Raw genomic sequence first — 15,083 nt, 5'->3', positions numbered from 1 at the left:
AAATAAATGGGTTAAGGATGGAGCAATTTGTTTGAGCTCCTCGCAGAGAGCGAGTTGCGAGAGCCTGTTAAACTGGAGCTTAAGCGGAAGTTTAAACCCCAAAAATAATATATGAATAAAAACGAAAATAAATGGTACGCATCTTGGTTTGATAGTCCATTTTACCACATACTTTACAAAGACAGAGATCATACTGAAGCTGAGGCTTTTATGTCTAATTTAACGGATTATTTAAATATTCCGGAACAAGGAAAAATTTTAGATTTGGCTTGTGGAAAAGGTCGTCATGCTGTGTATTTAAACTCCATTGGCTACGATGTTGTTGGTGCAGATTTGTCTGAAAACAGTATCAATTATGCAAAACAATTTGAAAACGATAGCTTGCACTTTAAGGTACATAATATGTGCCAGCCTTTTGGCGAAACTTTTGATGCTGTGTTTAACTTATTTACCAGTTTTGGATATTTTGAAAACGAATCTGATAATTTAGCAACGATAAAAGCGATTAAAGCTAATTTAAACGATTTTGGTTTTGGTGTTATTGACTTTATGAATACCGAATATATTATTGAAAACTTAGTACCTGAAAATACTAAAACGGTTGAAGGGATTGACTTTTTACAAAAAAGACGTGTGGAAAATGGCTACATAATTAAAGACATTAGCTTTAGTTTTGAAGGTGATGACTACCAATTTCAAGAACGTGTTAAAGCGTTTAGTCTAGTAGATTTTGAAGCTTTATTTGAGCAAGCTGGTGTTTATTTATTAGATGTTTTTGGAGATTATAAGCTTAGTAAGTTTCATAAAAAAACGTCCGAACGTTTAATCATGATTTTTAAATAATTAAGGACATGAAAAATTTTTTATTACCAATTATCGCTGTTGTTTTAGGCTTTTTAATTGTCCTAATTTTTAAACCAAAACATAACCGTAATCTTAAATTACTACTAGCGTTTAGTGGTTCTTTTTTATTATCTATAACTGTATTTCATTTTTTACCAGAAGTTTATAATAGTCAAGGCAAGCCTATTGGGTTGTTTATTATGATTGGTATTTTGTTGCAAATAATTTTAGAATTTTTCTCTAAAGGTGCAGAGCATGGTCATGTGCATATTAATAAAAACAGTGTAGAGTTTCCGTGGTTATTATTTATTAGTTTAAGTATCCATAGTGTTTTAGAAGGCATTCCAATAGAAGCTCATGATCACTTAATTTACGGAATTATTATCCACAAATTGCCTGTTGCTATTATATTATCAACCTTTTTTTTAGCGTCTAATTTAAGTCGAAATAAAATTATTTTATTTTTATTATTGTTTGCCTTAATGACGCCTTTAGGTGTGTTTTTATCAACACAATTTCAGTTTTTTGAAAACTATTATTACGAAGTTTCTGCCTTAGTTATTGGTATATTTTTACATATTAGTACTACCATTTTATTTGAAAGTAGCGAAGGTCATAAATTTAATTTAGCAAAACTAAGTACCATTATTTTAGGTATTGTAATTGCTTATTTAATTTAAAATAATAGAGGTTTTCTGTTTTATAAATTTGAAATCATATCAAGAAAGATTTCATCCAATAATGTATTAAAATTATGTTTTCTAAAGAAGAATCCAGACAAATTAAAGAACTATTTTGGACCAGTTTTGGGAAGTCATTTCCTAGAAAATGGATTTTATATAATACTAAATTAAAAGGCTTAAGCTTAAAGTTTTATTTTGATAATAAAAAAGCCTTGATAGCGCTTGACTTAGAAGACGACTTAGAAAACCGCATTAATTATTGGGAAAAACTAATGGCTTTAAAGTCTATTTTAATAGACGATTACTTACCTGATGCTATTTATGATGAAGAATTTTTATTAGATAATGGTAAAGAAATATCACGTATTTATGTGCCTTTAGGTCATAAAGTATCCATCCATAATAAAAACACATGGCAGGAAGTTATGGTGTTTTTTAATACACATATGTCGCTTCTAGAAGCTTTTTTTGAAGAATATAAGGATGTTATTGAAGGTTAATCTACCTTATTAATTTTACTTTCTATAGGTTTTTTATAAAATATATGAACCCAAATAGCTCTAGAAATTTTATAATTTAAGGTGCTTAATAATAACGTGATTAATGCTATTATTAAAAAGACTTTTAATGGCGAAAAGTCTATTAGGTGCCAGAATACAACTAAACTTATAATCATTTGTCCTACAGCAAGTGCGTAACTAACAAACATAGCTCCAAAGAAAAAACCTGGTTCTTTTTCAAATTTAAAATCACATACTTCACACCTAGTTTTCATTTCAGGAATTTTAAAAAACAATATATTACCACGAGTGCTAAACATTTTTCCTTTTTTACAATTAGGACATTTACATTGTATTACATTTAAAACGGTACTCATAAAACTTACATATTTATAGCGCAAAATTAAGTATATGTTATATATTTAAACCTATAATAAAAGCGCTATTTTTTGTACTTTTAAGACATTTTATATGAAAATTCCTGTTTTAAAAATAAATCAGTTTAAAAAAATTAAAACCTTTAATGACCTGTATGTTAATGATTTTTTAAATCATATACAGATAAATAAAGACTTGATAACAAAACCACATAGTCATAATTTTTATTTGTGTGTCTTATTTACTAAAGGAACAGGAATGCATGAAATTGATTTTAATAGTTATAGTGTTTTACCTGGTAAGGTGTTTTTTTTAAAACCAGGTCAAACACATGCTTGGAAGTTTGACACTAATCCGGAAGGTTATATCTTTTTTCATACACAGGATTTTTATGATCTTAATTTTTTAAGTCATGCATTGCAAAATTTTCCATTTTATTACTCCTATCAAAATCCACCAACACTAAAATTAGACGCAAAGCAAACTTTAGATTTAAGCACTAAATTTGAGGTATTATACAATGAGTATTCTAGTAATAATCTATTAAAAGAATTAAAACTAATTACGTTAATTAGTAGTATTTACATTGATTTGACTAGAGCATACACCGCAAATGTAAAACCTGAAAACTTAATAACATCTAGCTATTCTAAAATTTTAGAGCAGCTAGAAATCTTGATTAATCAATATTTTTACACGCAAAAACTGCCTAATTTTTATGCTAATAAACTAAACATTACAACTAAACACCTTAACCGAGTGGTCAAGCAAACCTTAAATAAAACCACTAGTCAATTAATTTCTGAGAGGTTATTATTGGAAGCCAAACGACTAATTGTACACTCTAAAAGTAACTTAGCTGAAATAGCAGATACTTTAGAATTTTCTGATTACGCTTATTTTTCTAAATTTTTTAAGTCTAAAACAGGCATAACACCTATGGCTTTTAAAAAGCAATACTAAATTAAGTTACATATTTTAACATCACAAGTTTAAATGACGTAAAATAACACCATAAAAAAGTGGCAAATAGCTCCAGCTAACACAAATAGATGCCATATTACATGATTATAAGGTATTTTTTCAATAGCATAAAAAACAATTCCTACGGTATAAGATAATCCTCCAGCCATAAGTAAAACAATACCATTAGCATCCATTAAACTAGATAGTGTTGAAAAATCAAAAACCACTAACCAACCCATTACTAAGTACAGTAAAGTTGAAAAAGTGTTAAAGCGTCCAGTAAAAAACAATTTTAATACCACTCCAAAAGCAGCGATTCCCCAAACAATATAAAACAGCATCCAACCTAAACTTTGCTCTAAAGTAATTAGCAAAACAGGTGTGTAAGTTCCTGCTATTAATAAGTAAATACTAACATGATCAACAATTCTAAAATAGTGTTTCTTTTTTTCGTCAGTAATAATATGATATAAAGTTGATGCTGTAAATAGGATTATTATGGATAGTCCATAAACCACGACACTAAATAAACTAAATTCAGTTTTCTTGGTTTCAAAAACAATTAATAATACTAAAGCTACAATCCCAAAAGCAGCACCAATACTATGTGTCAGTGCGTTTAGCTTTTCTTCAAAAGGAGTTTGTTTTCGCATTTTATAAATTTTATTCTGTTTTTGACCATTTATTATTCAACTTAAAATATTCAAAATCTAAAGGTGATTTTACTAATTTTAATTGACCGTTTTGCCAAGCGCGTATTAATATATCTTCAATTAAATAATCCTCTTCTACATTTTCTGGGTCATACTCGCGCTTTAATGAGATATTAAATAAATAAGCAGTACTATTAAACCAAAAAGCTCTCCATCCGCTACGTAATTCTTTAATTAAATCAAAAGTCGTTTTACCAGTTTGTCTATGTATTAGTTTTACTAAAATTTGACCTTCTGTTCGTGTTAACTTTTTAAGCTCTTCAGAAAACTCTTCTTCAATATATTTTTGAACTTTTTTGGCATACTTTTTCTTATCACGTTTTCTATCTAAAGACTGCAATCTTGTATTTAAAGCATTTAACCTATCTGCTGCTAACTTAGCATAAGGATAGACTTTTAAAGTTTTGCGACCTAAAATAAGGTAACGTCTTCTGTCTTCTTTAGATTTAAATGAAAGCTTATCCAAAATCATTACTTCGTCTAAATAAATAGATTTTTGGGGTATTGAATCACCTTCTATTATAATATACTCAACTTCTGTTGAGTCTTGCTCTATAATATTAACTTCTTGTCCAACAAGAAGAGTAGGTATGCATAATAATATAAAAAGGATGTATTTCATAATTAAATAACTACTAAAACTATTCCAAAACGGAAACTTATACTGTAAAATTAAGAATTAACGTATTGCTAACTATTAAATAAGTGTGAATATTGTTATTTTAGACAAAAATTAAATTAAATGGCAACAAAAAGCATACTAAACAAAAAGTCTATGGACTTTTTAGAAACATATTTAAACAATGCATCACCAACTGGCTACGAATGGGATGGTCAAAAAATATGGATGGATTACCTAAAACCTTATGTAGACACGTTTTTTACAGACACCTACGGAACTGCTGTGGGAGTTATAAATCCTGATGCAAAATTTAAAGTGGTAATTGAAGGTCATGCTGACGAAATCTCTTGGTACGTTAACTATATTTCTGATAATGGATTAATTTATGTAGTAAGAAATGGTGGTAGTGATCATCAAATTGCACCTAGTAAAATAGTTAATATTCATACTAAAAATGGTATTGTAAAAGGGGTTTTTGGATGGCCTGCAATACATACACGTAATAAAGCTAAGGAAGAAGCTCCAAAACCAAACAACATTACAATAGACGTTGGTGCAAAAGATAAAGAGGAGGTAGAAAAAATGGGCGTGCATGTTGGCTGTGTTATTACCTATCCAGATGAGTTTCATATTTTAAATGGAGACAAATTTGTTTGTCGTGCTTTAGATAACCGTATGGGTGGTTTTATGATTGCCGAAGTCGCGCGTTTACTTAAAGAAAATAAAAAAACGTTACCATTTGGACTTTACATTACTAACTCTGTTCAAGAAGAAATTGGTTTACGTGGTGCACAAATGATAACAGAAACTATCAAGCCTAACGTAGCAATAGTAACAGATGTAACACATGATACTACAACACCAATGATTGACATGAAAGTACAAGGTCATGTAGAAATTGGTAAAGGTCCTGTTGTTGCTTACGCACCTGCTGTACAACAAAAATTACGTGATTTAATTACAGACACTGCAGATGATAATAAAATACCATTCCAACGTGCTGCTTTAAGCAGAGCTACTGGAACTGATACTGATGCGTTTGCATACAGTAATGGTGGTGTTGCGTCTGCATTAATCTCGTTACCATTACGCTACATGCATACTACTGTAGAAATGGTACATCAAGATGATGTAGAAAACGTAATTAAATTAATTTATGAAACATTACTTAAAATTGAAGATGGCGAAACATTTTCTTATTTTAAATAATAGCTTAGTCAAACTTGGCTAATAAGCAACTAATAATTAAGCCTCTTTTATTAAAAGAGGCTTTTTTAATCGTATAAATTATGGAAGAGTTAATAGATATAGTCACCAAAAATGGTAAACCCACAGGTCAATCTGCTTTAAAAAGTGAGATTCATAACAAAGGACTTTACCACAATACAGCACACATTTGGTTTTATACTAACCAAGGTCAAATACTATTAGCGCAACGTGCTGCTTCAAAAGCAATCTATCCCTTACTTTGGGATGTATCTGTTGCTGGACATATTGATGCAGGAGAATCTATTGAGGTTGGTGCTATTAGAGAAATTAAGGAAGAAATTGGATTACAAATAAACTCTTGTGATTTACAAAAAATTGGTGTTTTTAAGTGCTTTCAAAATTACCCTAACGGAATAAAAGATTACGAGTTTCATCATACATATATTACCCCTTTAACAGTACCAATATCTACACTAAAACCGCAGTTAGAAGAAGTTGAAGCACTTAAGCTAGTCACTATTTCTCAGTTTAAATCGCTTCTAGAGAATAGTAAAGAAAATGGTCATTTTGTTGCAAGCAATAAAGATTATTATGTAAACGTGCTAAACCAAATTTCTGAAAAAATATTATAATTTAGACCTATGCAACTACTATTAATGGCTTTAGCGCCAATTGTTATCATTATATTTTACATTTATCTAAAAGATAAGTACGAGAAAGAACCTAAACGCTTATTAATAATTTCGTTTTTATTAGGTGCTATTGTTAGCATCATAATTACTACACTACTCTATTCTGTTTTTAATATACTTGTGCCATTAGAAGATAAACTAAGTGTTTGGGAACAGTTTAAACAAGCCTTTTTTGTTGTTGGCTTTTCTGAAGAATTAAGTAAATTTTTAATCGTTTTACTTTTTGCACAACGCCATAAAGAGTTTAATGAACCCTTTGACGGTATTGTATACGCAGTGATGGTGTCCATGGGATTTGCAGCAACCGAAAACATCATGTACGTCATGCAAAGTGGACCAGCAACAGCAATTGCCAGAGCTTTTACTGCAGTGCCTGCTCACGCTACCTTTGGTATTTTAATGGGTTATTTTATGGGTAAAGCAAAATTTGCACCTAACAAACTATACTTAAACTTATTAGGCTTATTTTTTGCTATTTTATTTCATGGTGCCTACGACTTTTTCTTATTTATAGACTTTGTCCCAGGTATTTGGGTTGGTGCTTTTGTATCTCTAGCTATCGGAATCTTCCTATCTAGAAAAGCCATTAGATACCATCAAAATAGTTCCGTTTTTAAAGACGATTTTAATTCTATTTCTTAACAAATTTTATTGCATCCAAAGTACTTTCATTATTAAAAGTTACAAAATATAAACCATTAGCTAAGGCGCTAACATCTATTGTTGCATTGTTATAAAAGCTAGCATTATGGACTTGCTTTCCTGTAATATCAGTAATAGAGAATTGTATGGTTCTATTTAAAGCAGACTGTAATTGTAGTGTGTTATTAACTGGATTTGGAAATAGAGCGATTGATGTAGTAGTCGTTACAACCTCTGCAGTTGATAGCGTATAACTATTTAATTCGGCTATATAACTATCTACAGAGTCTCCGTCTTCTGTACCACTCCAATCACTACCAAATAATAATCTAGTACCTGTTGGGCTAATTGTAACGTGTGGTTCTGCAAAATATCCAAACTCATCAGGATCACTTCTGTGATGAGCTACTCTATAAACATCTGCATCAAACGCATTAACCTTCGCGATAAATAATTCTTGATCTAAAATCTGTACGCCATCACGCTGAAAACCTAAACAAGAAACTGCAACCCAACCATCTTCAGTATTTTTATGCGCTAAAGACGATATGTGCGTTCCTGATTTTGGATATGCATAATCACTATAAGTTGTAACAGCAAAACAGTCTCCTGTTGTCGCATTGTGCGCCACTAAAGTCCCTTGACAACCACCATTTGCACCTTCTTCAAAATTAACATTGTAATAGGCATCGTCTCCATTACTTAGTTTTCCTAAGCAAGAATGTTGTACACCGTCAATATTTAAACTTCTAACAAAATCACCATTAGCATCATAAACATCGCCTCTATGAAAAAACAAATTACCACTAGGGAAAGGCATTGGAGCTGTGTAAGCAACGTCTGACAGATTGAATTGTGTGAGCGTTCCTGTCGAGATTCTGTAATAATATGCAGCAGTATTTCCGCATCTAAAAGCAAATACATCATCATCCCAAGACATCATTTGGATATCGTTACCTCCTGTTAAACCGTCACTAGAAACACAACTACTAATTGTTCTAATATTAACCAATACTGTTTTTACTTGGGTTTGCACATTGTAACTAATCAAATCATCCGTAGCATCGTCCATATAAAAGAATATATCTGGATTTAAAAACGACCAAAAAATAGTCTCGATATCATCGGGATTGACATCTGTTAGGTTTCTTATAAAGGTATAATCTTGACCATTTAATAATTGGTGATTTCCTCCACCATAAACTATCATTAAACTTTCATCTGCATTCCAAGCTTGTATTGTGCTATACATAGGCTTAATAGAATTACCTGTTCCTGCATTAGTAATACGTCGTATTTGGGTTGCTGGAAAAGATGGGTCTGCTGCAGATTGTAAATAACCTGGTTTAGCCAAATCTTGCATTGGATGTTGTGCTAAGTCGTTTGCACTATATCCTAAGGACAAGTCTTGAGCGTTACCAACCTGAAATAATAAGCATAATAAAAGAAGTAATTTTATTTTCATAATCTATGAAGTATATAACTTAAGTACGTAAAAATAAACCTAATGGATGTAATTGTTAACTATTAAAGAATAATATATTGTATTTCTGTTTTACTAAAACGTTATAGTTACTTATCTTTATGCCTCATAATTTTAGACAAAATGAGCCAAAAATTTAATGTAAAAACAAATGGTCTTAATCAATTTGAAATAGACTCAGATGTTATAAAAAGCATTGATTCTGTTGAAGTTAAACAGAATACATTTCATCTTTTAGACAATAACAAACCTTTTAAAGTCGAAATCACAGATAGTGATTTTCTTAAAAAATCGTACTCCGTAAAAGTTAATAATAACCTTTATAGCGTTCAAATCGAAGACCAATTGGATGCTTTAATAAAAGCAATGGGATTTGAGGTTGGTGCTTCCAAAGTTATTGATAATATAAAAGCGCCAATGCCAGGATTAATCTTGGATATAATGGTTAAACCAGGAGACGAAGTTACTGTAGATACACCATTACTTATCCTTGAAGCCATGAAAATGGAAAACAGCATTGTATCACCTAGAGATGGTGTTATAAAGTCTGTGACAGGAACAAAGGGAAGTACTGTAGACAAAGGTGAATTGTTAATTGAATTTGAATAACATGAAAAAAATACTAGTCGCCAATCGTGGCGAAATCGCAATAAGAGTCATGAGTACAGCCCAGAAAATGGGAATCAAAACGGTAGCAGTCTACTCTACTGCAGATCGTAATGCGCCTCACGTGAAATTTGCTGACGAGGCTGTTTTAATCGGAGAAGCACCATCTAATCAATCGTATTTATTAGGCGATAAAATTATAGAAGTGGCCAAAAGCTTAAATGTTGACGGTATACATCCTGGTTATGGTTTTTTAAGTGAAAACGCAGATTTTGCAGAGCTTTGCGAAAAAAATAATATCACTTTTATTGGCCCAAAATCGCATGCCATTAGAGTCATGGGTAGTAAACTTGCAGCTAAAGACGCTGTTAAAGGTTACGATATACCAATGGTGCCTGGAACGGATCAAGCGATTACAGACATTCCTGAAGCTAAAAAAATAGCCAAAACGATTGGTTTTCCTATTCTAATAAAAGCGTCAGTTGGAGGTGGTGGAAAAGGAATGCGTGTTGTGGAAAAAGAAGACGAATTTGAATCTCAAATGAATCGCGCTATCAGTGAAGCTGTTAATGCTTTTGGTGATGGTTCTGTTTTTATTGAAAAATATGTGGGATCTCCTCGTCATATCGAAATTCAAGTCATGGCAGATACGCATGGTAATGTTATTCATCTTTTTGAGCGCGAATGTAGTATACAACGTCGTCACCAAAAAGTAGTTGAAGAAGCACCAAGTGTAGTTTTAACTCCAGAATTAAGAGAAGAAATGGGACAAGCTGCTATAAAAGTAGCAAAAGCGTGCGATTATGTTGGTGCTGGAACGGTCGAGTTTTTATTAGATGAAAACAAGAATTTCTATTTCCTTGAAATGAATACCAGACTACAAGTAGAACATCCTGTTTCAGAAATTATAGCAGGTGTTGATTTAGTAGAATTACAAATAAAAGTGGCTCGTGGCGAAGCTTTAGACATACAACAATCTGATTTAAAAATTAATGGTCACGCTTTAGAATTACGTATTTATGCTGAAGATCCTTTAAACGATTTTTTACCTAGCGTTGGACATTTAGACGTGTATAAACTTCCGGAAGGAAAAGGGATTAGAGTTGATAATGGTTTTGAACAAGGTATGGATATTCCTATCTATTACGACCCAATGTTAGCCAAGTTAATTACTTACGGTAAAACACGTGAAGAAGCCATGCAATTAATGCGTCAAGCGATAGCGGATTACGATGTTAAAGGTATTGAAACGACGTTGCCATTTGGTACGTTTGTGTTTAATCACGATGCTTTTAAATCGGGTGATTTTGATACACATTTTGTTAAAAAGTACTATTCTCCAGAAGCTTTAAAACAAGATGCAGAACACGAAGCTAAATTAGCTGCTCTTTTTGCTGTAAAACAGTATTTAGAGGATCAAAAGCAATTAAGACTACCAACTAATTAGATAATTACATAACGTATAGCATTTACGACCATACGTGATTAAAATAGAGATATGGAATCTAAAATAAAAACCCTAAACGAAAAAATTGAGCTATCCAAATTAGGAGGTGGTCAAGCAAGAATAGATAAACAACACCAGAAGAAAAAATTAACAGCCCGAGAACGCGTTACTTATTTAATGGACGAAGGTTCGTTTGAAGAAATTGGTGCATTAGTAACCCATAGAACTGTTGATTTTGGAATGCAAAACCAAAAATTTTATGGTGATGGTGTTATTACAGGTTACGGAACAATAAACGGAAGATTAGTGTATGTTTTTGCACAAGATTTTACAGTATTTGGAGGTGCTTTGTCTGAAACACATGCCGAAAAAATTTGTAAAATAATGGACTTAGCACTCAAAGTTGGTGCGCCTTTTATTGGTCTTAACGATTCTGGTGGTGCACGTATCCAAGAAGGTGTAAAATCCTTAGGTGGATATGCCGATATTTTTCATAGAAATGTAAAAGCATCTGGTGTCATTCCACAACTATCTGCAATTATGGGACCATGTGCTGGAGGTGCTGTTTACAGTCCTGCAATGACGGATTTTACTATGATGGTAGAAGACACCAGTTACATGTTTGTAACTGGTCCAAACGTCGTTAAAACAGTAACAAACGAGGAGGTAACTAGTGAGGAACTTGGTGGTGCAAGTACGCACTCAACTAAATCTGGTGTAGCCCACGTCACATCATCAAATGATATCGAATGTCTTGAAGATGTTAAACGTTTACTTAGTTATTTACCACAAAGTAACTTAGAAAAACCAAAAGATTTACCGTTTGAATTAGGTGAGGAAATTACAGAAGAACTAAAAACAATTATTCCTACTAATGCCAATAAACCATATGACATGCATAATGTTATAAAAGGTATAATTGATGAAGATAGCTTTTTTGAAATCCATAAAGATTTTGCTGAAAATATTATTGTTGGTTTTGCAAGAATTGGCGGAAAAAGCGTTGGTATTGTTGCCAACCAACCATTATTTTTAGCAGGTGTTTTAGATGTAAATAGTTCGCGTAAAGCAGCACGTTTTACACGTTTTTGTGATGCGTTTAATATTCCGTTATTAGTTTTAGTGGATGTTCCAGGATTTTTACCAGGAACAGATCAAGAATGGAACGGAATTATAGTACATGGTGCAAAACTATTATACGCTTTAAGCGAAGCTACAGTGCCTAAAGTAACTGTAATTACAAGAAAAGCTTATGGTGGTGCTTATGATGTCATGAACTCTAAACACATTGGAGCAGACCTAAATTACGCTTGGCCTAGTGCTGAGATTGCAGTTATGGGAGCGAAAGGTGCCAGCGAAATTATTTTTAGAAAAGAAATAAAAGAATCAGACAATCCTGAAGAAAAACTTTTAGAAAAAGAAGCAGAATATGCTGAACTGTTTGCTAACCCTTATAAAGCTGCAGAACGTGGTTTTATAGATGAAGTTATTCTTCCTGAAAACACAAGACGTAAATTAATAAAAGCGTTTAAAATGTTAGAACATAAAGAAGAAGTATTACCAAATAGAAAACATGGTAATATTCCTTTATAAAAACGACTATTTTATATAAAAAAAGAGCCTCAATTGAGGCTCTTTTTAGTTTCCCTAAAAAATTAGAGATTACTAGCTATTATTTATTCTATAATCACTTTTTGAGAAGATACTATTGTACCATCGGTCATTCTTACTACATAAATCCCTGACGCTATTGTGCTAACATCTAAAGTATTTAATCCTGTTGTTAAGCTTCCTTTTTTGACTAAACCTCCAATCACATTGTACATTTGGTACTCATAATTACTATTGGTAGTGTTTAATTTAATATTTAAAAGTCCTGCATTTACTGGATTTGGATACACTACAGGTGCAGCTTCATTAGATAATTGTACTTCTTCTACACCTAAGGTTTCATTAAAAATACTAATTTCCCAAAGTCCTCTTCCATATGTTCCAACTACCAATTTATCTTGTGTGTAGTTAATTTCTAAATCATTAATAACCACATTTGGCAACCCTTCGCCTAACTTAGCCCAATCTTCCGTTCCTGTTTTAAAATACACGCCAATTTCGGTTCCTAAAAATAAAATCTCTTGACCTTGATTTTGTTTTAAAACCACTTGCTTTGCAACTATGTTTGGTAATCCTGCTGAAATATTAGTCCAAGTTGATCCACCATCGATAGATTTAAAAACCTTTGATCCGTCTACATAACCATTTACTGTTGCATATAAAATATTAGTATTGTTTTGATTTAATGAAACAGAATTCATCTTAGCACTAGCTTCAGGTTGATTAATTGTCGTCCATGTACTTCCATCATTAATAGATTTTCTAGCAGAAGTTTCGCCAATAACAATTAAATTATTTCCAAAAGTTTCGATATACTCTATAGCTCCTGCTCCAGAGTTTAAGTTAGTCCAAGTGTCTCCTTTATTAGCCGATTTATAAACATCTGCAAAACCACCATATAATATTGAAGAATTTGTGGAGTGCATTTTTAGCGTCCAAACAAAAGGAGCTCCTGCAGTTGGTGTTGTTAAACTTGTTCCCCAAACATCGCCTAAAAAGCCATTATTTGCTCTTGTTAACCCACCATTTTGTGACCCTAAATATCTAATTTGAGGATTTGTATAATCTACTGCTGTACAAGTACCATCTCCTGCTCCTGCTGTTACCCATGTTGGTACACCTCCAACTAACTCTAAACTGTAACCATCATTATCTTGGTTTCCCATAATCATGTTATCTGTTGTGGTTTGTGGTGTTATTGCTACTGAATAAAGCTGCGTTACTATTACTCCGTTTGACTTATATTCTACCGTAGGTTTTTCATCTGCAATATTGCTATAGGTTACAAAATTTAAACCACCATCGTTTACATTCCAAAAAGAATAGCCATCATCTAAAGGTCCGATTTCATGTATATCTGCATGTCCATAAGAACCTGCAGAACTATTATCAGACCATGAATTGTTTAAAGTTACATACCAAGTATTACCTAAGTCATCAGAATTTATTCCATCCACTACTCCACTAATAATCAATCCATCTTTTACAGTTAAACATTGGTTATAAGAACCTTGGGTATTATATCCTACTGCTGGCACACCAATGGTAGTTAAAACTGGTGACGCTAAAGTGGTATTATATGTAGAAATCTGTCCATTTTCGCTTTGTACATAAAACACGCCTAATTGATCTGATGTAATAGCATGACGTTGACTATTGTTACCTTCTGGTATTAAAACACTCCATGTACTTCCATTATTTGAAGAGAAAAACAATCCACCCCAACTATCCGAACACATAATATTATTACCATTTCTATGAAACTTACCTATTACAGCATCGTCATAATTATGAGTATAAACATTGGTCCAAGTGATACCTCCATCTGTTGTTTTTTTAATGTGTTTATTAGTTCCAACAATTACTGTATTTGCATCAATAACTATTAAATTAGAGGTTGACTCTTGTTGGTCTAAACTAAATGTCAAATTTGTTGGCAGATAGGTTTCGCCAAAATCAGTTGATTTATAAATCCCTATTGATTTAATATGCTTAGCGTCATAATCTCCTGTAGATATGTATATAGTTCCAGGATTATTAATATCTGTAGCACTACTTTTAATATCAGTAACACCAATACCTGCTAAATGATCTAATTTAGGCGTCCATGATGTACCATTATCTGTAGATTTCCAAACACCACCAACTGGAGCACTTACAAATAATACGTTTTGATTTGGATCTGTAGCGTGTTTATATCTTAAAAAATTAGTTAACCTTCCAAGCTGCGGATAATTAGGATAACCATTAGCATCTGGGACTTGTTGTGGTCCAATATTAGTCCAGGTTTGACCAGTATTTAAAGATCTGCTACTTTGATTAAATACAATAGTGTTGTTTTCTACTTTTCCATTGGCATCAATAATACCTGCATTATAATACCCTGAGAAAGCGTTAGGGAAATTACCGTTAATATCTACTCTATCTTTCCAAAAATAAGCCCAACGTTCAAATTGTTTATGCTTTTTAATTTCAGTTTTAGATGCATTTTTATTAAATGCTCCTAATTCCTCTCGGACTTGTTTAATAATTTGATAATAATTACTCCCTTTTATATAAGGTGTCGATTTATAGTCTATAGATTGAGCATAGGATACAATCGTGAAGACCAATAATAAAAACGTAATTGTTTTTTTCATGTTTTTCTATTTAATGGTTAGAACAACACAAATATGCTATATCCTTTAC

The 15,083-nt window shown here is 32.1% G+C and carries 15 protein-coding genes; 10 read left to right on the top strand and 5 right to left on the bottom strand.

Annotation, left to right across the window (positions count from 1 at the left end; translation table 11 throughout):
* Positions 1-111 precede the first annotated feature (111 nt).
* From JM82_RS04235 to JM82_RS04225, 3 genes are all read left to right on the top strand, one after another.
* Positions 112-843, top strand: coding sequence for a class I SAM-dependent methyltransferase (locus JM82_RS04235; RefSeq protein ID WP_145001497.1), 732 nt, complete (start codon positions 112-114; stop codon positions 841-843).
* A gap of 8 nt (positions 844-851) precedes the next feature.
* On the top strand, positions 852-1,523 hold the full coding sequence (locus JM82_RS04230) for a ZIP family metal transporter (protein WP_145001496.1): 672 nt from the start codon (positions 852-854) through the stop codon (positions 1,521-1,523).
* A 74-nt stretch (positions 1,524-1,597) separates the two neighbouring features.
* Entirely contained in the window at positions 1,598-2,026 is a 429-nt protein-coding gene (locus tag JM82_RS04225; protein WP_145001495.1) for a DUF4268 domain-containing protein, read from the top strand.
* Here the strand turns inward: JM82_RS04225 and JM82_RS04220 are convergent.
* Positions 2,023-2,301 carry a DUF983 domain-containing protein gene (locus JM82_RS04220; protein ID WP_261375302.1) on the bottom strand — a complete coding sequence of 93 codons (279 nt, stop codon included), beginning with the start codon at positions 2,299-2,301 and terminating at the stop codon, positions 2,023-2,025. The genes JM82_RS04225 and JM82_RS04220 overlap by 4 nt on opposite strands.
* A 196-nt stretch (positions 2,302-2,497) precedes the next feature.
* Between JM82_RS04220 and JM82_RS04215 the strand changes: the two genes are divergently transcribed.
* On the top strand, positions 2,498-3,367 hold the full coding sequence (locus tag JM82_RS04215; protein ID WP_145001493.1) for an AraC family transcriptional regulator: 870 nt from the start codon (positions 2,498-2,500) through the stop codon (positions 3,365-3,367).
* A gap of 29 nt (positions 3,368-3,396) precedes the next feature.
* On the opposite strand, the gene trhA is transcribed toward JM82_RS04215, so the two are convergent.
* Positions 3,397-4,023 carry a PAQR family membrane homeostasis protein TrhA gene (gene trhA / locus JM82_RS04210; protein ID WP_145001492.1) on the bottom strand — a complete coding sequence of 209 codons (627 nt, stop codon included), beginning with the start codon at positions 4,021-4,023 and terminating at the stop codon, positions 3,397-3,399.
* A gap of 10 nt (positions 4,024-4,033) precedes the next feature.
* The gene (locus JM82_RS04205; protein ID WP_145001491.1) at positions 4,034-4,705 is read right to left on the bottom strand and encodes a DUF4294 domain-containing protein; all 672 of its coding nucleotides are present in this window, start codon (positions 4,703-4,705) and stop codon (positions 4,034-4,036) included.
* Between the two features lie 120 nt (positions 4,706-4,825).
* Between JM82_RS04205 and JM82_RS04200 the strand changes: the two genes are divergently transcribed.
* From JM82_RS04200 to JM82_RS04190, 3 genes are all read left to right on the top strand, one after another.
* Positions 4,826-5,914, top strand: coding sequence for a M42 family metallopeptidase (locus JM82_RS04200; protein WP_145001490.1), 1,089 nt, complete (start codon positions 4,826-4,828; stop codon positions 5,912-5,914).
* An 80-nt stretch (positions 5,915-5,994) separates the two neighbouring features.
* Entirely contained in the window at positions 5,995-6,546 is a 552-nt protein-coding gene (locus tag JM82_RS04195; RefSeq protein ID WP_145001489.1) for an NUDIX hydrolase, read from the top strand.
* Between the two features lie 9 nt (positions 6,547-6,555).
* Entirely contained in the window at positions 6,556-7,248 is a 693-nt protein-coding gene (locus tag JM82_RS04190) for a PrsW family intramembrane metalloprotease (protein WP_145001488.1), read from the top strand.
* Here the strand turns inward: JM82_RS04190 and JM82_RS04185 are convergent.
* Positions 7,238-8,713 (bottom strand): T9SS type A sorting domain-containing protein, encoded by a 1,476-nt coding sequence (locus tag JM82_RS04185; RefSeq protein WP_145001487.1) that lies wholly within the window; start codon positions 8,711-8,713, stop codon positions 7,238-7,240. The two genes, JM82_RS04190 and JM82_RS04185, sit on opposite strands and share 11 nt — an antisense overlap.
* Positions 8,714-8,854: 141 nt before the next feature.
* Between JM82_RS04185 and JM82_RS04180 the strand changes: the two genes are divergently transcribed.
* The 3 genes from JM82_RS04180 to JM82_RS04170 are packed head-to-tail and all read left to right on the top strand — an operon-like array spanning position 8,855 to position 12,377.
* Positions 8,855-9,340, top strand: coding sequence for an acetyl-CoA carboxylase biotin carboxyl carrier protein subunit (locus JM82_RS04180; protein WP_145001486.1), 486 nt, complete (start codon positions 8,855-8,857; stop codon positions 9,338-9,340).
* 1 nt (position 9,341) lies between these two features.
* The gene (gene accC, locus JM82_RS04175; RefSeq protein WP_145001485.1) at positions 9,342-10,784 is read left to right on the top strand and encodes an acetyl-CoA carboxylase biotin carboxylase subunit; all 1,443 of its coding nucleotides are present in this window, start codon (positions 9,342-9,344) and stop codon (positions 10,782-10,784) included.
* Between the two features lie 51 nt (positions 10,785-10,835).
* A complete protein-coding gene (locus JM82_RS04170) occupies positions 10,836-12,377 on the top strand; it encodes an acyl-CoA carboxylase subunit beta (RefSeq protein ID WP_145001484.1) in 1,542 nt (513 codons plus the stop codon).
* Between the two features lie 83 nt (positions 12,378-12,460).
* Here the strand turns inward: JM82_RS04170 and JM82_RS04165 are convergent, their stop codons facing one another.
* A complete protein-coding gene (locus tag JM82_RS04165) occupies positions 12,461-15,034 on the bottom strand; it encodes a T9SS type A sorting domain-containing protein (RefSeq protein ID WP_145001483.1) in 2,574 nt (857 codons plus the stop codon).
* Between the last annotated feature and the right edge of the window lie 49 nt (positions 15,035-15,083).

The sequence above is a fragment of the Olleya sp. Hel_I_94 genome, from assembly GCF_007827365.1.
Lineage (GTDB): Bacteria > Bacteroidota > Bacteroidia > Flavobacteriales > Flavobacteriaceae > Olleya.
This window is presented reverse-complemented; position numbering and strand designations above follow the sequence as displayed.